An 18,668-nucleotide genomic window follows, 5' to 3' on the forward strand; every position below is an offset into this window, starting at 1 on the left:
TTCAACTATCTACATTATAAATTCTTTTCAATGGACATTTGCTGCTGGTAATAAATAATTATTGAAATTTTTGTAAACTCTTATAATCTTTAATAAAAATGTTATTGGAGTGATTTGGTCATGATAAAGTCTGTCTGTTCTTCTTCACCCATAAAAAAAGAGTGGGCTCCAGTTTGCACATATCCCATTTTCATATAAAAAGCGATCGCATTTTCATTTCTTTCCCATACGCCCAGCCAGATTTTCTTTTTACTACATTCCAGTGCAATTTCCGCAGCTTTATTTAGCAGGACTTTCCCAAGCCCATGCTTATGAAACTGTTTCTTAATATAAATTCTCTCAACTTCGAGTGATTCGTCACCCATTTCTTCAGACTGAGCGTCATTAATATTGACCTTTAAATATCCAGCAACTTCATTATTAAAAAAAATAAAGTAGAATTGAGAAGAAATATTGGCTATTTCTTTGTCTAATTGTTTTAAGTTATATGCCTTTTCTAAATAGGCTTCCATCGCCTCGGGTGTGTTTTGATCTTTAAATGTCTCATTAAATGTTTGATAACTAAGTTCTTGAAGTTGGTATAAATCCTCATGGGTACACTTTTTTATAGTAATCGTCATTTATATCTGCCTCTCCTTATAAATCAGTAATTTCTCTTGTTCCCCTTTTTTACAAAATCCCAGTCTATTTCTATATTTTTTCGTACTCTTTGAAGAAGATTAAAAATAGTTTCTACTTCTTTTTCGGAAAATCCGGATAATGCAACCTTATTGGAATGATTATTTTCTCTTACTATGAAAGGATAAACTGTTTTCCCTTTCTCTGTTGGATAAAGTTTTTTAATTTTTTTGTTTTGTTCATCTTCTTTCTTTTCAATAAAACCATTCATTTCAAGTTTTTTTATGGCACGGGCTGCTGTTGTTCGATCTACTTTTATCATTTCAGCTAACTTTTCTTGAATGATTCCAGGGTTCTCACAAATTCGGACAAGGTACAAATACTGCCCCTTTGTAAGGTCATATTCTTTAAATTCTATATTACTGATAGAATCTAATGCCCTTGCGATCATTCCGATTTCTCGCAAAATCTCCTTCATGATAAACTCCTTACCTTTCATTTTTTGTTGCATTTACTATAAAGATGGTATAATTTAAATGTATCCTATTTTTGTTGCATTTACAACAAAAATAAATGGATAAAAAGGACTGATAGAATGAATGCAAAAAGAATAACCACTGAGGAAGATCTAAAAGAAACATTTGCTATTCGAAAAGAAGTATTTGTGAGAGAACAAGGCGTACCGCTAGAGGATGAATTTGATCAGTTTGATACACTGGATGGGCTTTGTGAACACATATTAGTCTATCAACAGGATCAACCAGTCGGAACGGGAAGGTTACGGTTCATCGATGGAGTAGGAAAATTGGAGCGAATCTGTATACTCGAGCCATACCGTAAATTCGGTCTTGGAAAAGTCATTCTAGCCACATTAGAAGGAATTGCTGCTGAACGAGGAGCTAAGAAGGTTAAATTACATGGACAAACACATGCGGAAGGTTTTTATAAAAAACTTGGTTATCAGACTGCATCTGATATCTTTATGGAGGATGGTATCCCCCATATTCTTATGCTTAAAGAATTGTCTAGTAAATAATGATAGTAAGGTCGAGTTACCCATATATCTAAAAAAATCAGCTCCAAAAACCTTGGAGCTGATTTTCTATTATCTTATTTGTGGTCGATAATTGCCCAATAGGCTGGTTTTACATTGTATTCTGGATCAAATACAAATGGTGCATCTTTTCCTGATCTAGGTACCATTTTAGTATATGGAGCATTTGGCAGTGTTACAACATTTCCATCTGCATCATAATAAACATCTGCACGGTCATTTAACCATGTATGATTATCGGCAATACCCCAGAATGTTACATTGCTGATTTTATCTCCTAATTTCTCATATATCTTAAATAATCGATCATAACGGTCTGCTTGATCTATGAATTTTTGTCCTGGAATTGCTTCATAAGTCGGAAACGCTCTTACAGGCCAGCCGTACATACTAACATCAAGCTCGGTAATTTGGTTATCTAATCCTAGATCGGCAAACATGTTAATCGTATCTTCAATTTCTTTATCAGAAGGCCAGCCAATTTGGATGTGTGACTGATGCCCAACACCATCAATAGGAACACCTTGCTCTTTTAAACTTTTTACCAGGTTGTAAAGATAGGTTCTCTTTGGTGTTACTTCTGTATTGTAATCATTGATATATAACTTAGCGTCTGGAGCAGCATATTTTCTGGCTGTCTCAAAAGCAACTTTAATATAGTCTGTCCCGGTAATGAGGAACCATGGAGATTGACGTAAACCATCAGGCTGCCCGCCCCACTCATCAATTACTTCATTGACAACATCCCAAGATTTTATATCATTTTTATAACGTGATACGACCGTTTTAACATGATTTTCTAAGCGGCTTAATAGAAGCTCTTTGTTAGCCTCAAGATTTGCTGGATCAGCGACTACTTGTCTTCCATTTTGCCAAACTACCATTGAATTTCCATTTCCATCTTTAAAGAACCAATCTGGTACTTGGCTATGCCAGACAAGCGTATGGCCGCGCATGTCCATTCCATTTTCTTTCGCAAACGTAACAAGTTTATCTGCTGGTTCCCAGTTAAATTGCCCTTCTACTGGCTGTAGACTGCTTGGCTTCATGACATTTTCTGCTACGATACTATTAAAATGGCGCTTTAACATTTGTGCGTCTTTTGAATCTAACAATTGAGAGGGTTCCACCGCCGCTCCAATAGTAAAAGAATCTTTGTATCTTTGATCCAATTGCGGAGCTGTTAATCCACTAATACTTGGCTTATTTGAAATATTCGTTTCGGCACCTGCTGACCCAACCGGTAATAATAAAGCTAAAGCTAATCCAGAAATAATAGGTTTACGTAAAACTTTTAGCATGTCTTAATCTCCTCTTTATTAATAGATTTTTGAAAAGTCTAAGCTAAGGTGAAAATTCTTCCTTTTCTGAATTTATTGTAACGCAAATAACTTTGTCTATATACCAGACAAAGTAAAGGTCTTACTTTTACTTTTAAAGGTAGTTACCCCCAAAATAGGTATTATTTACTACCTTATTAAGTATCAATTATTTACAATGTGGCTATTCGATGTCAAATTTAAAAAATAATAGCAGCACCACAAATATGGCACTGCTTAATCACCGTGATAAGTACCTATTCTTGTTTTCCAATATCGCTAAACGAATTAGTTTCAGTTTGATTTCTTTGCTTAATGAAAGCCATTCCGGTTTAAAGATTTTCATTTTCCATTCCCCCATAAGAGTATTGTTCGGTCCATTAACAACATATCTTGCAACAATATTCATCTGAGCTGTATTTGATATTTATCATTCCCCTTCCCGCGAGCTCTGTAACATTTTTCGTTTTCCATTTTTCTACATTTTTTTTGATTTTATAAGATTAAAAGATATCGAAACAATAATGGGGTTTATTACCTTTATCTAATGGGTACTGAATGACCATAGTATATTTTTAGGAGGTATCATTTTTCATGAACAATGAACAATACCCAAGCAAATTACCTGCACAAGAACAAAACCAGCAGCCAGGGATGGAGAAGGAAATGAGGCCACTTCCGGAGTCCGAAAATCCGAACTACAAAGGAAGCGACAAGTTACAAGGAAAGAATGCAATTATTACCGGTGGAGACAGTGGAATTGGACGTTCAGTAGCAATAGCCTTCGCAAAGGAAGGAGCAAATGTTGCGATTATTTATTTAAATGAAAGCAATGACGCCGAAGAAACGAAACAGCTGGTTGAGGAGCACGGTGGAAGGTGCCTATTAATTGCTGGGGACATCGGTGATGAATCCTTCTGTAAAGAAGCTGTACAGCAAACGGTAGATGAGCTTGGCGGCCTTGATATCCTTGTAAACAATGCGGGTGAACAGCACCCTCAGGACAGCATTATGGATATCGGTACAGAACAGCTGGAAAAGACATTCCGGACAAATGTTTTTTCTATGTTCCATTTAACAAAATCGGCGTTACCTCACCTTAAGGAAGGAAGTGCCATTATTAATACAACATCCATCACTGCCTATAAAGGGAATCCAAAGCTGCTCGACTATTCTTCTACAAAAGGTGCCATAACATCCTTTACAAGGTCTCTTGCCCTTCAGCTGGCTGAGAAAGGAATCAGGGTAAATGGAGTCGCTCCAGGACCTATTTGGACACCGCTTATTCCTTCTACGTTTACTGCGGAAGAAGTAAGTAAATTTGGACAGGATTCACAGATGAAGCGCCCTGGACAGCCGGAGGAGGTTGCTCCTGCATTTGTCTACCTCGCCTCACATTCAGATTCATCCTATGTAACTGGACAAATTCTGCATGTTAATGGTGGACAAGTCGTTAATGGGTAGGTTGCTAAAAACAGCCCTAAAATAAGGGAATTCCTTACTGTTTTCTATTAATGTTTTATTTTGTTTTTTCACCAATTTAAAAGGACCTCCGGTATATGGATGGTCCGCTTAAATGTTTATTTAATTTCTTATGTATGATTTTTTTATTTCAAGATATGAAGAAAGCAGGGAATATGAAACATGCCCCCTGCTTCCTTTATGCTCTTTTTGTTGCCCCTGCCAAGGAAATTCATTTTAACACATTACTTACTAACTTGACACGTCTATAATAATCCTCCTGAATATATGCAATCAGTTTCAATTCTTAGATAACTTAGATTCACATTCGACTAGTTTAAGTAGTGACTGGATTAGAAGGCTGCATATTTATATCGAACCGCGATCCAGTTTCGATTATTTTAAAATTACGGTTCCCAACAGGAATAATGAAATGTTACAAGGTGTATCCGAATCCCAGTATCGTAAAACATTTGACTTCATGCTCGGCAGCCATCTTGATTTCTATTTGATGTTCCCGGGATATATTCTCCTGATACAAGATTACAGCATTGCAATGTGTCCAGTTCACTTCATGAGGGTCGAGGGTTTTTATATGCTGGCCATCCACAAATATATCTGCTATTCCAAATTCACTACTTCCTGAATCCTTAAAAATAAGGATAAGACTTTTGCTGTTTATCGTGATTTTGAAACTCTCATTTCCCGAAGCAGCTGTATGCATCCAGTTATTCGGGAATTGTGGAGTAACAAAGGGGTTCGCATCCATCTCTACCATTTGCAAATCAGCATCTAATTCATAATAACTGCCCATATTTATCGTTGCATTTATTGTGTTATCTTTCCTATCAAGTAACTGAACAGCCTTAAAACCATTACCAATAACCGGCGTTTTATCGATTTCGATGTCAACTTGGTCTTTACGAGATTTCTTTGTTTCTGAAAATAAATAGGCAAGACAATCGGCCATTACAGTATGACCGTCATTTGTTGGATGATAAATATCGTAAAAAAATTGCCTTTTGGTAATGATGTTTCCTTCTTCCTTCGTAAGCCTAAACTGCTCTACCACTGCGTCCTTTACACTGACCATTGGCAGATCATAGTGCTTTCCTACGGGAGAAAGCCTGTCCTGCAGATTCCAGTCATTTTCAAACACGCTGAATAATAAAATAACAGCTGGTTTGTTTTTCGATGAAAGTATTTTTAAACATAAGCTTTCATAACAAACTCCCTCTGTTTCGTCTCCTGCATCATTTACGGCAAACTCAACAATCACAATATCCGGTTCTACTTTTCCATTCCTTAAAATATCCCGTTCATAACGAATCATGCCAAGTTCAGATGGTGTACCTCCTACCCCGGCCTTTATGAAATGAACGTTCTCGCCATCATCTTTTCCAAACATTTCTCTGAATTTCAAATAAGATTGGTAAGCATAACAATGGGTATGAATTGGTTTTGCACCAGCGCCCTGAGTGATGGAGCCCCCTATATAGGCAATGGTAACATCGTCGCCTCTTTCTGCTTTTTCAATAGCTGCTTTTAATCTATGATTGTTTCCCTTTCTTAAAAGGGACTTATTAATCATAGTCTGGTAACCTTTTGAGCCAAATGCAACCGGTGGTTCCATTGGTATCTCGGGTACCTTATAGTCATCATGAAGATAGAATTTGACACTTGCCAATGCTAGTTCACCAGTATGGTTAAATTCAAAGGCAAATTTACCTGGAACATCATCATCTAGGGACCATTGAAAATCCCCAAGTTCTAAAATCGTCTCGGTTCCATCTGTTGGACAAGCTATTCTTAGCAGTGTTCCAGTTTCATATTTATTTTGCTTTCCATAATTGTGTAATATAAAATTAATTTTTCCTGCATTTTCAGCATCTGTTTTAATCACTATACCTATACTATGCACAAGCTTGCGGAAACCCTTACAATCGTCAAGGAGAGTCAAGATGTCCTCATCCTTCACGCCACCTACAAGTCTGGCAATACTTTTTAATCGTTCTCCATCCAAATAGATTTCCTGTGAAGGCTTCCCTTCATTACGGGGAGTTGCCTCAATCACTTTCTCGAACATAACGAAAAAGCTATCTCTCTTTACTACTAGATTTTTTGGTGACTTGAAATCGTTATTTATTAATCTGCTTTCTGTCATCGTTACCTATCTCTCCTATGAATGATCAATTTTTATGACATATGGTGCTTCATAATTGACACCTGTTGCCGATCCAATGGGAGCCTTTTGGTTATTTTTAAAAGTAATAACCACCTTTTTATATGTTACTGCTACTAAATTTACAAAGTTTATTCATTCAACAAACAAAGTCTATATGTATTAATTTTATTATTATTTTCAGAAAGGTCAATGCATTTTTGAAATCGCTTTATATTATTAATATCATCTTGTTGCAATTAACAATAAATGGTTAAATGGGAGTATCATCTACTTTTCTGTAAGTCGATGCATCGTAAGGGGGGGGAAGTTGTTTGAAATCATTTGAAAAACTACATCCATTATTAAAAGGCTTTGTCGAAAACGGTCCGGCTGGATGTGCTTGTTCGGTTACCTATCAGGGGAAAACAGTATTTGAAGATTACATAGGATATGCCGACATTGAATCTGAAAAACCAATTTTCCACGATACGATTTATAGAATTTTTTCAAACACCAAATTGGTTACGTGTGTTGCTGCCCTTATTTTATATGAACGGGGATTGTTTTTGCTGAATGATCCTCTTGAAGAGTATCTTCCTGAATTCAAAGAACCAAAAGTTTACCATAGAAATAAAAACGGAGAGTTATCGATTTTACCTTCTTCAAAATCAATCAGGGTCAAAGATCTCTTCATGATGACCTCCGGATTAACCTATGGAGGGGAAGGAAATGAAACGGAACGTTCGGTTAAAGTGGCGATCAATAACTTTAATAACGAAAACGGTTCTGAGAATTTAGATGTAAGATCCCTCTCCCAAATGCTCAGCAAGATTCCACTTGCCTTTGAACCGGGGACACAATGGCAATATGGCTATAGTCATGACGTCTTAGGTGCACTGATTGAAGTCGTGTCAGGTAAATCCTTTGGACAATTTTTACAAGATGAGATTTTTGATCCTTTGGAAATGAAGGACACATTCTTCAAGATTGCCGAGGAGAAAAAAGAGCGTCTTAGCAACCTTTACAATCGCAGCGAAAATGGAGAGTTAACCCAAAATTCTTTATTGGATGGGTATTATCAACCAGAAGCCAAGTTTGAAAGTGGAGGTGCAGGTCTGCTGTCGACGTTAGGTGACTATAGTCGATTTGCCCACATGTTGGCAAACGGCGGAGAGCTTAACGGGGTCAAAATTTTGGGGAGAAAGACGGTAGAACTAATGTCCACCAATCATCTACAGCCTGAGGTGTTGCCGTACTATAATTGGGACTATCTCAAGGGCTATGGTTATGGATTGGGTGTCAGAGTCATGATTGATCCGCCTTTAGCTGGCAGTAACAGTTCAATTGGAGAATTTGGCTGGTGTGGTTTAGCGGGTACGTGGGTATTAATCGACCCAAAAGAAAAGCTTTCTGCAGTGTATATGCAACAAATGTTGCCTAACTTTGAGGCTTACCATCAGCCACGGCTTCGCTCGGTTATTTATAGTTCGCTTTAAGAAAAGGCATATGTGTTGAATTATTTAAGGAAAACAATGATTATTTGTAATTGTTGTATCATTAGTACTCAAAAGCAATCGCCCAAACCAATGCAATGCTGGGTCGATTGCTTTTGTTTACACAAAATAATACAGCTTCACCATTTTTAAACATTCGGGCTATTAGCGGAATCTTAAAGCTTACAAGATATCCATCCAAATCTTGATAGCTGTTGCTAAGATTAATAATGCCAGTACAACTTGTAAGATCTTCGTATTGATCTTCTTTCCAGCCATTGCACCAAGTGGGGAGGCGATTAAGCTGGCAATCACCATGATGAGCGAGGGTACAAAATCAACTTGTCCGGTTGTAATCTTCCCCACCGTCGCACCAATTGAAGAGATGAAAGTTATCGCTAATGAGGACGCAATGGTCATTCTAGTTGGAATTTTTAATACCACGAGCATGATAGGTACCAATAAGAATGCACCTGCTGCCCCAACAATTCCAGATCCAATACCAACAATTAATGCTAAAGTTGCTGCCAGCCATTTATTAAACTTCACTTGATCAAGAGGTATATCGTCGATTCCTTTCTTAGGAATAAACATCATTACAGCCGCTATTAATGCTAAAATACCATAAACTAGATTAATTCCACCCTCTGTCATTAATCTTGAACCAAAACTCCCAACAAAACTACCAATTAATATGCTTACACCCATATATGCAATTAGTGTTTTATTTAAATAACCGCCTTTACGGTAGGCCCATACACCACCAATAGTCGCAAAGAACACTTGAACAGCACTTATTCCAGATACTTCGTGGGCGCTAAATGCTGCCAGACCAAATAAAGGTGGAATGTATAACAGCATCGGATATTTAATAATGGAACCGCCTATTCCTAACATCCCTGATATATAGGATCCTATAAAACCAATTAAGAAAATAATCATAATAAATCCAAAATCCATGGTATTTCCCCCCTTAAGAAAAGGGAACCTGATTGGTTCCCATATTCTTACCCTTTTCTAATCCAAAACTTAAACACATCGTTCTCCTCATCGTGTTTAATTAGTTCGTGACCACCTGATTTTGCCCATGCAGTAAGGTCATTTTTTGCCCCTTTATCTGTCGCATGAATTTCTAGTACTTGACCACTTTCTAAATCATTCATCGCCTTTTTTGTTTTAACTATTGGCATTGGGCATGCAAGCCCTTTTGCGTCGAGAATTTTATTTGCTTCCATTTACATTACCTCCTCAAATTTATCGAACGGCACAGCGATTTGGTCCAATTTCCATTTCGCGTTGTTTTTCTAGATCTGGATTCATTTTTCCCATATTTGTTTCCCGAATCTCTTGATAAGCATTCGGTTGTGGCGGCAGGTTTTCCGTAACCATTTTTCTGAACTCATTTTCATCTTCTATGTTTAAGCCATGGTTTTTCGCGAACAAAGTTCCTAATTTTTCAGCGACACTGCCATCTTCATTCAATTCATCAATAATCATAAAGTGAGCAGGAAGAACCGTTAAATCCTCTGATAATTCTCTGTAGCGCTTATATAAACTTTCTCTTAAGTCCCCTACCCAATCCTGTGCCAATCCTGCTAAATCAGGTCTGCCAATAGAGTCAATAAACAAGATATCACCGGAGAGTAAGAACTTCTCATCAACAATAAATGAAGTAGATCCAATCGTATGACCTGGTGAATACAAGGCGTGGATATGGATTTTTACCTTTCCAATTTCAACATCATTACCATCTTCTAATGACTGATACGCAAACGTTACTTCTGTTGCGTCCTTTGGCGGCAGCCAATACGTTGCACCCGTTTTTTCTGCTATCGTTCTACCACCTGAGATGTGATCGGCATGTAGGTGTGTGTCAAAAACATGAGTAATTTTTGCACCAATACGATCAGCAAATTCAAGATAATTGTCTGTCATACGAGTGGCGTCTATAATCGCAGCCTCATTGTTCGACACAACCATGTAAGATAAACAACCTTTGCCAACACGGACAAACTGATACATTTCTCCGCCTTCTCTTAACTCTCCGACTTTTACTGGTTCTAAATGCTCACTCCATGCTTTCATCCCACCCTGTAGGTAAGAAACCGTAAGCCCTGCGTCCGAGAGCATTTCTGCCACCATGATAGAAGATCCTTCTTTTGCACATACCACTAAAACTTCCTTATCTGATGGAATCTTATCGATAATCTCTTCAACACCATCTAGTAATTCAAAATAGGGAATGTTAAAATGATCGAAGTTTTCTCCTTCAATTTTCCAATCTCGAAAGTCACTCTCATTACGAACATCGAGAATAAATAATTCTTCCTTATTAAAGACTTTCTTTGTTACTTCTTTTGAAGTCATAGCTTTAACAGTCACTCTTAATTACCCCCTACGGTATATTTTATTTTAAAAAAATTTAATATATCTTATTTGACGATAGTAGTAGTTTTCCCAGACCATTGACTCATTCCTGGTACGACGTTCGTCACCTTGGTAAATCCCTTTTCTGTTAATTTTTGTGCAGCAAGGTCACTACGGCTGCCTGTTCGGCAAACAACATAAATCTCCGCTTCTTTGTTTATTTCATCAAAACGTATTTCTAATTCACCTAATGGGATCGAAATGGAATTCGGGATATGATTAAACGCATATTCAGCATTTTCTCTAACATCGAGAACAATGATGTTATCCTCCGTTTCGAGTTTTCTTTCAAGTTCATCATTATCGATAACATTTGGATGTTTTCTGTCGATTGTTTCATCACTAGAGGATTTTCGTAAGTAATGCTTTAATACGGCTCCTTCCTCTAACGTACCTAAATATTGATGACCTGTGCTCTCAGCCCAAGCCTTTAAATCAGCCTTCGACCCCTTATCTGTTGCTTGAACTTCCAATACTTGCCCAGCTTCTAATCCATTCATCGTCTTCTTTGTTTTGACAATTGGCATAGGACAAGCTAATCCTTTTGCGTCTAACATGACATTTGCTTTAACGTTTTCCATCTTAAAACCTCCGTTTTATACCCACTATGGTATTATTTGTGTGAAAAAATTTATTCCATCTTTCCTTCCCAAGCCATCATGCCGCCTGTCATATTAATGACATTATATCCGTGATACTCTAAAAATTGCACAGCACGGGCACTTCTCCCACCAGAGCGGCAAACGATGATATATTCTATTGCTTTATCTAATTCATGCATACGGAATTCTACTAATCCTAAACGAATGTTTTCAGCACCAGGAATCTTTCCAGCTGCAACCTCATCCACTTCACGTACATCAATAATGTTTAATTTCGTTCCTTCATTTAATTTCGTTTCAACTTCTTTAGCTGTCATTTCTCTCATTGTTAATCCTCCTTTATATTAAAACCAAGCGCTCATACCGCCCTTAACATTCGTAACGTTTGTAAAACCAAGTTTTTTTAACTGCTTACTAGCCTTTTGACTTCTCATACCACTTTGACAAATAACGACTACTTCTTTATCTTTTGAAAGCTCGGGTGCTTTTTGAGCTAGTTGATGAAGAGGAATATTTTTAAATTCTTTAATATGATTGCCTTTATACTCACCTGGAGTTCGAACATCAACAAATTGCTTATTCTTGTCTTTTAATTCATTTTTCAATTCTGTTGTCGAGATATTTCTTACCCCTTTTGTTGGAATGAAACGATTGACAATCAAAAAGAGGAAGAGTCCCATGATTATATAATTTATATATTCCATCTTAGTAACCTCCTAATGTTGGGGCGTAAATCCGCCAATTAAAATTAAATGAACAGATTTACATTACCATCTTCAGCTTCCGCTAAATAGGCTGCCACTCCTGCATATTCAATGTTATCTAATAGTTCTTCTTTTTGAAGACCTAGTAAATCCATCGTCATCGTACAGGCAATTAATTTTACATCTTGTTCTTGTGCCATCTCAATAAGATCAGGAAGAGGAAGCGCATTGTGTTTTTTCATTACTTTTTTGATTAACTTAGGACCAAAACCAGCAAAGTTCATTTTTGATAAACCCATATTGTCAGCGCCTCTAGGCATCATCTTAGCAAACATTTTTTCCAAAAAGCCTTTATCGACTGAAATGCTCTCATCTTTCCGTAACGCATTTAACCCCCAGAAAGTGTGAAAGATCGTTACTTCATGATCATAGGCAGCTGCACCATTTGCAATAATATAGGCTGCCATTGCTTTATCGTAATCACCGCTTAATAAGACAATAGTAGTTTTTTTCTTTTCAGTCATTTTTATGACCTCCTGTGTATTTTTACCCCTAAGGGTATTAATTTATATAAAATAAAAGTTAATTACCATTACCCCTATGGGTATCATAGTAACGAAAATAAAAGAGGGTGTCAACCCTTTTTTATCGGCTTCTTACCAATAAGTTTACTGCATCTTTAATTAACTCTTCGGCACTTCTTTCTTTTGTTTCATCGGCTTTTCGAACACATTCAACTAAATTGGAACTCACAATGACCCCTATTGTTCGATCGATTGCAGTTCGAGCAGCAGACAACTGGGTAATCACATCTTTACAATCCTTATCTTCTTCCATTAATCGTAAAATACCTCTTAATTGACCTTCAATTCGTTTTACTCGGTTTTTGACCTGATCATTATACTCCATGATTTTACCTCCTAACAGTGTATTTCTAATGGACATTTATTTAATTCATGATTACGAACAAAGGTATATCCAACTACTCGAAAACCCTTTTTTTGCAGCGTCCGTATCCCAATATTTTTTTCAAGTAAACTTGATACAACTAAATGTAATTCTTTATGTGGTATCTCATGCATGTTTCTTTTAAAATAGGAAATAGGAATATTAATGGCTCCATCTATCGGGTTCTTGTAAGATTCGTTATAATCTCTGACATCAAGGATTTCTATTTGAGATAAATCAAGTTCTGATAAGGGATGACATTTCACACCCAGAACAGGAAAATATCTTTTATATGAGATAGTTGCTACTGCGATCAGCGCTAGAATTAAATATACCATGTATGCCTCCTAGAATGAAACAAATTGCAATGACAATTTCAATAATATACCCCTATAGGTATAAAGTCAACCGTAAATTTTATTATTTGATATCCTATTGAAAAGACCGCTTAATCCAGCGGTCAAAGAAGTTTTTAGAGAATACATTATTTACTTTTGTTTATAACATTAATTAACCGATCTTCAATTTCGTTAGCAAAATTTTTCATTCTCTCATCATTTAACAGACTAATCAGTGCAGTGGGTTTTGGCATTCCAATTTTCGTTTTCCCTTCATGCTCATAAACAACCATTTTACAAGGGAGGAAATATCCTGCCATTTCATTTTCACTTAAGACCCTCTGTGCCTCAACAGGATTACAGACTTCAAGCACTTTAAATTCTTTGGAAAATTCCAGGCCTTTTTCTTGCAGCTTTTCTTTAATATCAAACATCCATAGCACACCGAACTTTTCTTCTTGTAAGCTTTTTTCCAGGCTTTGTATGGCCCCCTCAATGGTTTTATCACTTATAACGGTATAATCAAACATGTTTTCTTCCCTCCTTTCTTGTTTAGTATCACCTACCTTTTTTGACATGCCTCCTACCAGAATTTTCACATCTAAATAGTTCGTTTTGGGTAAATATAAAAAGCATGACTCGAAATTCAGGGTCATGCTTCATGTTTAAACTTTTTATTTTTCTAAAAAACCTACCTATATTAAAACAATGACCAAAAACCCTTTACTTGCGGCAAAAGCACCTCTACTTAGAATTTCAAGAGATTCGAATTTTTCCAACTCTTCTGTTTCGATTAGGATCTTTAGTATTCTGGGATGGAGGTATCCCTTGAAAAGATATGAGGCCAGCCTTAAACATGGCAAAACCAATAAATGCGGCAAAGACCGAACTTCCAATCAGAAATAAGATAAATTTTCTGCCAACATTACGTAACATGTTTTCACCTCTTTAACCTCTCATTAGTGATAAATATGATGAAATCATCTTTTTTATGTCGTCTTATTCAGCTCCTTTATCCTTCCTGTCTAAGCAAGCGTTTACAATATTTTAATTCTTAGTTTTTTTGATAATTTAATATTCTAACTATTGTTTTTATTCAAAAACTATTCTATAATACTTTTCATTACATAAAAATTCAAAGTCAGAGGTGTAAAAAATGAGAGTTTTAGAGAAAATAAGTCAATTGGCTGGCAGTACCTTTGCTGTTTGGGTGCTATTGTTTGCAGCCCTTTCGTTTTTTTGGCCATCCGCATTTACGTGGATAGCACCACATATTTCCCTCCTATTAGGGATCATTATGTTTGGAATGGGACTAACATTGTCTACAGGAGATTTTAAAGAAGTGTTCAGACGCCCAAAGGATGTGGCGATTGGAGTTATTGGTCAATTTTTAATCATGCCTGTTCTTGCCTTTTTACTTGCAAAAGGATTACAATTACCTCCTGAAATTGCGGTAGGAGTCATTTTAGTAGGCTGCTGTCCAGGTGGGACTTCATCTAATGTTATGACTTTCTTGGCGAAAGGTGATGTACCCCTAAGTGTAACGATTACTTCAGTGACGACAATTCTAGCACCTGTAGTAACACCAGCACTTATTTTATTACTGGCAAGCGAATGGATTCCAGTAGATCCAGCTAGCCTCTTTATTTCCATTGTAAAAATTGTGATTATACCTATCGTCCTAGGGGTAATCATTAAGAAATTATTTAATCGTCAAGCACAAGCAAGTGTAAAGGTCCTTCCACTTGTATCCATTATAGGAATTGTTGCGATTGTAGCAGCAGTAGTATCGGTTAACCAACAAAATATTGCTAAAACGGGGTTAATCATTTTTGCTGTTGTTATCCTACACAATGTCCTTGGCTATTTATTAGGCTATTTCTTTGGAAAATTATTCAAGATGGATTTATCGAAGAAAAAAGCAGTTGCCATTGAAGTGGGAATGCAAAACTCCGGCTTAGGTGCTGCCATTGCTTCAGCACATTTCTCACCATTATCTGCCGTACCAAGTGCTATTTTTAGTGTTTGGCATAATATATCTGGTCCAATATTAGCAACCCTATTTAATCGGATGGATAACAATAAGTCTGTCGATGCGGATTCAAAAAGTTCACAATTAACAAACTAGATAACCACACCTTCATTGTTGGAATTAACGTCCACATGAAGGTGTTTTTTTTGAAATTATGAAAATGGTTTTGTTACTCAATTCCCTTTATTTTTATATTGGATGAGCAATAATAATAGGAAGGGAGACTTTTCAGATATAACTATTTTCAGCAGCGCCCTTTTAACGCGGACGAATTTTCCGAAATAATGCAGACGTTCTATTTTCAAAATCATTGTTTGTTTGTGAAAAAAACGAAACAAACGTTTCTTCAACATTTGTAAGCCCCATATAGTCACCAATAAAATATCCTGGTACAGAAGGAGGAAATTGTAGCGCAGATAAAAGCATATCAAACGGACCGGAAATTTTTATTTCCGTTTTAAATGTCCGTCCGCAATCATCCGATGAAGTAAACCAATAATTTACCGGGAGGGTTTCGTGTGTTGGATCTTGTTGACGTAAATCAAAATATGTTACACCAACAATACCATCCGAGTTAACGCGAACCATTGGTGTAAAGGCAGGTTTTCCTGTTGGAGTATTGACTCGTATTGGTTTGGTCCAAGTTTGTCCGCCATCTCGTGATGATGAAAGTGCAATTTCGTCATAGATTCCTCCATTAAAACGTGAGTCTTGCCATACAACATATAGCACCCCTGTCTTTTCATCAATGGCTGGTTCAGGAATCATTTCCCCCGCGCTGCGAATTTTTGCCTTTGTATTCGGATCAATAACACCTATTCCTTGCAATCGTGAAATGATTATCGGCTTTGACCAAGATTCTCCTTGATCGTCCGATGTCTGTACAGCCACAAACGACTCCGATTTTTGCTCCTGAGTCATGTTAAGAGTTAGAGTGAAAAAGTTATATAATGTTCCAGTGTTTGGATCCACAACTATTTGATTTCCAATAGTTCCATTATTTTTACCTGGGTTAAAAATAATCCTCGGTTTACTCCATGTTTCACCTCCATCTGTTGTTTTTGAAAACCATGTGGGTGCTCCGTTCGGTGTGACACGATCCCAAACCATATACGCTACTCTTGGAGTGGTCGGGTCGGCTGTAATCGCTTCTTTATCGTTAACAATCCCTGCCGCACTATCTTCCTTTATGATGTTAACATATTGCCATGATCTCCCACCATCGAAGGATGTAGCTGCAGCAATCGCTGAATCAGTTACCTCTTCATTTGCACCAATATTAATACAAAGAGCTGAAACATATGCTGTTCCATCTGGTCCAAATGATACCCATGGATCGGAGGCACGATCATATGGAAAATTCTGATTTACACATCTGCTAAACGGTAATGCTGTATTCCTCCAAGTTCTACCTCCATCAAATGAGGAGGCGGCTACTAATCCTTTAGCCGCTCCGTTGGACCAGCGATCACCTTGCCATATTCCTATATAGTTGACTCGATTTTCTCCCCGGCCAACTGTCGTAGGATTCACAGCAATATACGGTTCAATTTCAGTGTTTCCATAACTGATCCCCGGCCCTCCAATTGTGCATGCTCGAAATGGACTGTTCCTTGATACACGGATGAGTGGTGATAATTGATCTGTCATAAAAAGCCTCCCATTAATTTTTAAAATATAATATGTACAAGATAGGACGGCGGATTGGACAAACAAACGTAAAGTGGGCCCGGAACTTGTACGTTCTTTGTGCAAATAAACCGTTCTTCGACACTTAAAATATATATGGGCATATAATGTATTTTAAGGGGTGGTGGTAACATGCCATGGCATCAAAAAATTGGGTACTTAATTGGGCAACCAATCGGATTTCGTTATTAAATGGGCAAGGGACCTCTGGAGTTTTGTGCGGTACATCTGACAGAAAACTTCTTGTTATGGAATACCTATATCAAAAACAGTTTGCCTTAAAACAATACGATTTTTATATGATTCAAGATATTAATGGATTTCCACCTTGTAACATCTAATCATCGCTATAATAATAAAATAAATCCCTCAATTTTCATGAGGGATTTTTTCATTATGATAATTGTTATATTTATAGACTCAACTTGTGCAGAGTGTATGGCAACACATGGGCTGCTGGTTAGAAAACTTGTGTTTTTTAAATTATCATTTGTAATACTTGTCCAATCACTTCATTTTTCTTTGAATATCCTTAATTATGAGGTGATGCAAACATGTTGGATAAAAATCTTAAGGAAAAATCTAATAAGAAGGAACAAACCAATATAACTTTAAGTAATGAAGAAATGCTACAGTGTCAAAGGGATATTCAAGATTTAAATGATGCAGCAACCGCGTTCTTTAGAATTCCCGTCTTCTTCAGCCATCAAAACCTTTTTAGTCTAGGTGATCCGAATCCACCTTTTACTAATCAGCAGGAATTTATTATTCGGATGTTTAAAGAAATTAAAAAGGTTCTCCTTTTCCCCAGAACTTTACCTAATACTGAACAGTATCCCGATACAACCTTAGAAAATATTCGTACAATGGTTAATTCAAGTTATGGACTGGCAGCTGCTCTATTGGTGCCAACTGGACCTACAAACAAAGGTGAACCATATTCACCGTTTTTACAAATTGAACCATCCATGGCCTATCAGCGTGGCCTTCCTATCCTTCTCGTCATAGAGAGTACTATGCAGGATAGAGCAGGCGGAATCTGGACTGGACAACTTGCACCGTTCACCCCAGTGGTATGGTTCTCTGCTACGACATCCGTTGATCAATTTTTCAATAGCGTACAATGGAAGGAAGCTCTTCAAAACTGGGCTGCACAAGTTCGAAGCGGTTATTTTGCACAAACAGCACCTGAATTTGAATATAAATTTAACAGCCATGACTAAGAAATTCAATAATAGAATAAACTTCATTAAAAAGAGAGTGGAATCACAGATTATCTGGAATTCCACTCTCTTTTCACTTTTTATATTCAATAACTCTCTTGGATTTGTATTTACTGGCATGCTTCCAGGGAAATATGAGCCCCTTTATCGTTAGCGGCCACGTATGGAAAAAATGGAAATAACAGCGTTTTGGTAATCCTTACCTCTTGCCAACTTAACCCTTCATTTATACTATAAGTCAAATAGACAGCAATAAAGGTTCGAAGCAATCAAATCCGCCTGCATCCCAGAAGGCATATTTATTTTCATTCGAATGAGTCTGAATGACTTTTGCCACCCGGTAGTTTAATCAGAAAATGTTTATTGAAACATTTAAAAAAGCAAAGCCATTAAGTTGGAGGATTCGCTCCCCTTCTAGCTTGTCCTTTTCTTTCCCAATCCAGTTTCTATATAGTTCTAAATAATCCTCATTTAAGATATTCGCCCAAAATTTCTCCTAGACTCCAGAGCATTCTCTTTGGACTCGGTGCTCACTCTTGAATAATAAAAAATCGGATAGCTAAATCCTCCAATCTTTAAAACTTCACAATGGAACA

General features: G+C 37.0%; 21 protein-coding genes and 1 pseudogene. 6 read left to right on the forward strand and 16 right to left on the reverse strand.

Annotation, left to right across the window (positions count from 1 at the left end; all coding sequences use genetic code 11):
* Nucleotides 1–101: 101 nt before the first annotated feature.
* Both ACN6MT_RS23235 and ACN6MT_RS23240 read right to left on the reverse strand, forming a co-directional pair.
* Complete coding sequence (locus tag ACN6MT_RS23235) at nucleotides 102–620, reverse strand: GNAT family N-acetyltransferase (protein ID WP_419888264.1); 519 nt, start codon at nucleotides 618–620, stop codon at nucleotides 102–104.
* A 23-nt stretch (nucleotides 621–643) separates the two neighbouring features.
* Complete coding sequence (locus ACN6MT_RS23240) at nucleotides 644–1,096, reverse strand: MarR family winged helix-turn-helix transcriptional regulator (RefSeq protein WP_419888265.1); 453 nt, start codon at nucleotides 1,094–1,096, stop codon at nucleotides 644–646.
* A gap of 117 nt (nucleotides 1,097–1,213) precedes the next feature.
* Here ACN6MT_RS23240 and ACN6MT_RS23245 point away from each other — a divergent pair, with 117 nt between their 5' ends.
* Nucleotides 1,214–1,654, forward strand: coding sequence for a GNAT family N-acetyltransferase (locus ACN6MT_RS23245; protein WP_419888266.1), 441 nt, complete (start codon nucleotides 1,214–1,216; stop codon nucleotides 1,652–1,654).
* A gap of 74 nt (nucleotides 1,655–1,728) precedes the next feature.
* On the opposite strand, the gene ACN6MT_RS23250 is transcribed toward ACN6MT_RS23245, so the two are convergent.
* On the reverse strand, nucleotides 1,729–2,973 hold the full coding sequence (locus ACN6MT_RS23250; protein ID WP_419888267.1) for an endo-1,4-beta-xylanase: 1,245 nt from the start codon (nucleotides 2,971–2,973) through the stop codon (nucleotides 1,729–1,731).
* A 612-nt stretch (nucleotides 2,974–3,585) separates the two neighbouring features.
* On the opposite strand from ACN6MT_RS23250, the gene ACN6MT_RS23255 reads away from it, so the two are divergent.
* Nucleotides 3,586–4,455, forward strand: a complete 870-nt coding sequence (locus tag ACN6MT_RS23255; protein ID WP_419888268.1) for an SDR family oxidoreductase — start codon at nucleotides 3,586–3,588, stop codon at nucleotides 4,453–4,455.
* Nucleotides 4,456–4,888: 433 nt separating this feature from the next.
* Here ACN6MT_RS23255 and ACN6MT_RS23260 read toward each other — a convergent pair whose 3' ends face one another.
* On the reverse strand, nucleotides 4,889–6,616 hold the full coding sequence (locus ACN6MT_RS23260; protein ID WP_419888269.1) for an SGNH/GDSL hydrolase family protein: 1,728 nt from the start codon (nucleotides 6,614–6,616) through the stop codon (nucleotides 4,889–4,891).
* A gap of 332 nt (nucleotides 6,617–6,948) precedes the next feature.
* On the opposite strand from ACN6MT_RS23260, the gene ACN6MT_RS23265 reads away from it, so the two are divergent.
* The gene (locus tag ACN6MT_RS23265; RefSeq protein WP_419888270.1) at nucleotides 6,949–8,112 is read left to right on the forward strand and encodes a serine hydrolase domain-containing protein; all 1,164 of its coding nucleotides are present in this window, start codon (nucleotides 6,949–6,951) and stop codon (nucleotides 8,110–8,112) included.
* Nucleotides 8,113–8,292: 180 nt separating this feature from the next.
* Here the strand turns inward: ACN6MT_RS23265 and ACN6MT_RS23270 are convergent, their stop codons facing one another.
* From ACN6MT_RS23270 to ACN6MT_RS23320, 11 genes are all read right to left on the reverse strand, one after another.
* Nucleotides 8,293–9,069: a sulfite exporter TauE/SafE family protein gene (locus ACN6MT_RS23270; protein ID WP_419888271.1), complete on the reverse strand. Its 777-nt coding sequence runs from the start codon at nucleotides 9,067–9,069 to the stop codon at nucleotides 8,293–8,295.
* Between the two features lie 47 nt (nucleotides 9,070–9,116).
* Nucleotides 9,117–9,344: a sulfurtransferase TusA family protein gene (locus ACN6MT_RS23275; RefSeq protein WP_063252811.1), complete on the reverse strand. Its 228-nt coding sequence runs from the start codon at nucleotides 9,342–9,344 to the stop codon at nucleotides 9,117–9,119.
* Between the two features lie 19 nt (nucleotides 9,345–9,363).
* Nucleotides 9,364–10,491 carry an MBL fold metallo-hydrolase gene (locus ACN6MT_RS23280; RefSeq protein WP_419888272.1) on the reverse strand — a complete coding sequence of 376 codons (1,128 nt, stop codon included), beginning with the start codon at nucleotides 10,489–10,491 and terminating at the stop codon, nucleotides 9,364–9,366.
* A gap of 50 nt (nucleotides 10,492–10,541) precedes the next feature.
* The gene (locus tag ACN6MT_RS23285; protein WP_419888273.1) at nucleotides 10,542–11,117 is read right to left on the reverse strand and encodes a sulfurtransferase TusA family protein; all 576 of its coding nucleotides are present in this window, start codon (nucleotides 11,115–11,117) and stop codon (nucleotides 10,542–10,544) included.
* Between the two features lie 50 nt (nucleotides 11,118–11,167).
* Nucleotides 11,168–11,464 carry a rhodanese-like domain-containing protein gene (locus tag ACN6MT_RS23290; RefSeq protein WP_419888274.1) on the reverse strand — a complete coding sequence of 99 codons (297 nt, stop codon included), beginning with the start codon at nucleotides 11,462–11,464 and terminating at the stop codon, nucleotides 11,168–11,170.
* Nucleotides 11,465–11,482: 18 nt separating this feature from the next.
* Nucleotides 11,483–11,842, reverse strand: coding sequence for a rhodanese-like domain-containing protein (locus tag ACN6MT_RS23295; RefSeq protein WP_419888275.1), 360 nt, complete (start codon nucleotides 11,840–11,842; stop codon nucleotides 11,483–11,485).
* A 44-nt stretch (nucleotides 11,843–11,886) separates the two neighbouring features.
* On the reverse strand, nucleotides 11,887–12,366 hold the full coding sequence (locus tag ACN6MT_RS23300; protein ID WP_419888276.1) for a DsrE/DsrF/DrsH-like family protein: 480 nt from the start codon (nucleotides 12,364–12,366) through the stop codon (nucleotides 11,887–11,889).
* A gap of 121 nt (nucleotides 12,367–12,487) precedes the next feature.
* Nucleotides 12,488–12,751, reverse strand: coding sequence for a metal-sensitive transcriptional regulator (locus ACN6MT_RS23305; RefSeq protein ID WP_063252800.1), 264 nt, complete (start codon nucleotides 12,749–12,751; stop codon nucleotides 12,488–12,490).
* A gap of 11 nt (nucleotides 12,752–12,762) precedes the next feature.
* Nucleotides 12,763–13,128, reverse strand: coding sequence for a hypothetical protein (locus tag ACN6MT_RS23310; protein WP_419888277.1), 366 nt, complete (start codon nucleotides 13,126–13,128; stop codon nucleotides 12,763–12,765).
* Between the two features lie 146 nt (nucleotides 13,129–13,274).
* Nucleotides 13,275–13,658 carry a DUF302 domain-containing protein gene (locus ACN6MT_RS23315; protein WP_419956515.1) on the reverse strand — a complete coding sequence of 128 codons (384 nt, stop codon included), beginning with the start codon at nucleotides 13,656–13,658 and terminating at the stop codon, nucleotides 13,275–13,277.
* 226 nt (nucleotides 13,659–13,884) lie between these two features.
* The gene (locus ACN6MT_RS23320) at nucleotides 13,885–14,064 is read right to left on the reverse strand and encodes a hypothetical protein (protein WP_419888278.1); all 180 of its coding nucleotides are present in this window, start codon (nucleotides 14,062–14,064) and stop codon (nucleotides 13,885–13,887) included.
* A gap of 220 nt (nucleotides 14,065–14,284) precedes the next feature.
* Here ACN6MT_RS23320 and ACN6MT_RS23325 point away from each other — a divergent pair, with 220 nt between their 5' ends.
* Nucleotides 14,285–15,256, forward strand: coding sequence for a bile acid:sodium symporter family protein (locus tag ACN6MT_RS23325; RefSeq protein WP_419888279.1), 972 nt, complete (start codon nucleotides 14,285–14,287; stop codon nucleotides 15,254–15,256).
* A gap of 162 nt (nucleotides 15,257–15,418) precedes the next feature.
* On the opposite strand, the gene ACN6MT_RS23330 is transcribed toward ACN6MT_RS23325, so the two are convergent.
* A complete protein-coding gene (locus tag ACN6MT_RS23330; protein WP_419888280.1) occupies nucleotides 15,419–16,810 on the reverse strand; it encodes a sialidase family protein in 1,392 nt (463 codons plus the stop codon).
* Between the two features lie 171 nt (nucleotides 16,811–16,981).
* Here ACN6MT_RS23330 and ACN6MT_RS23335 point away from each other — a divergent pair.
* Both ACN6MT_RS23335 and ACN6MT_RS23340 read left to right on the forward strand, forming a co-directional pair.
* Nucleotides 16,982–17,190 (forward strand): annotated as a pseudogene (locus ACN6MT_RS23335) (hypothetical protein).
* 213 nt (nucleotides 17,191–17,403) lie between these two features.
* On the forward strand, nucleotides 17,404–18,072 hold the full coding sequence (locus ACN6MT_RS23340) for a hypothetical protein (RefSeq protein ID WP_419888281.1): 669 nt from the start codon (nucleotides 17,404–17,406) through the stop codon (nucleotides 18,070–18,072).
* The last annotated feature ends 596 nt before the right edge of the window (nucleotides 18,073–18,668 follow it).

Source organism: Neobacillus niacini (assembly GCF_048572935.1).
GTDB lineage: Bacteria > Bacillota > Bacilli > Bacillales > Cytobacillaceae > Neobacillus > Neobacillus niacini.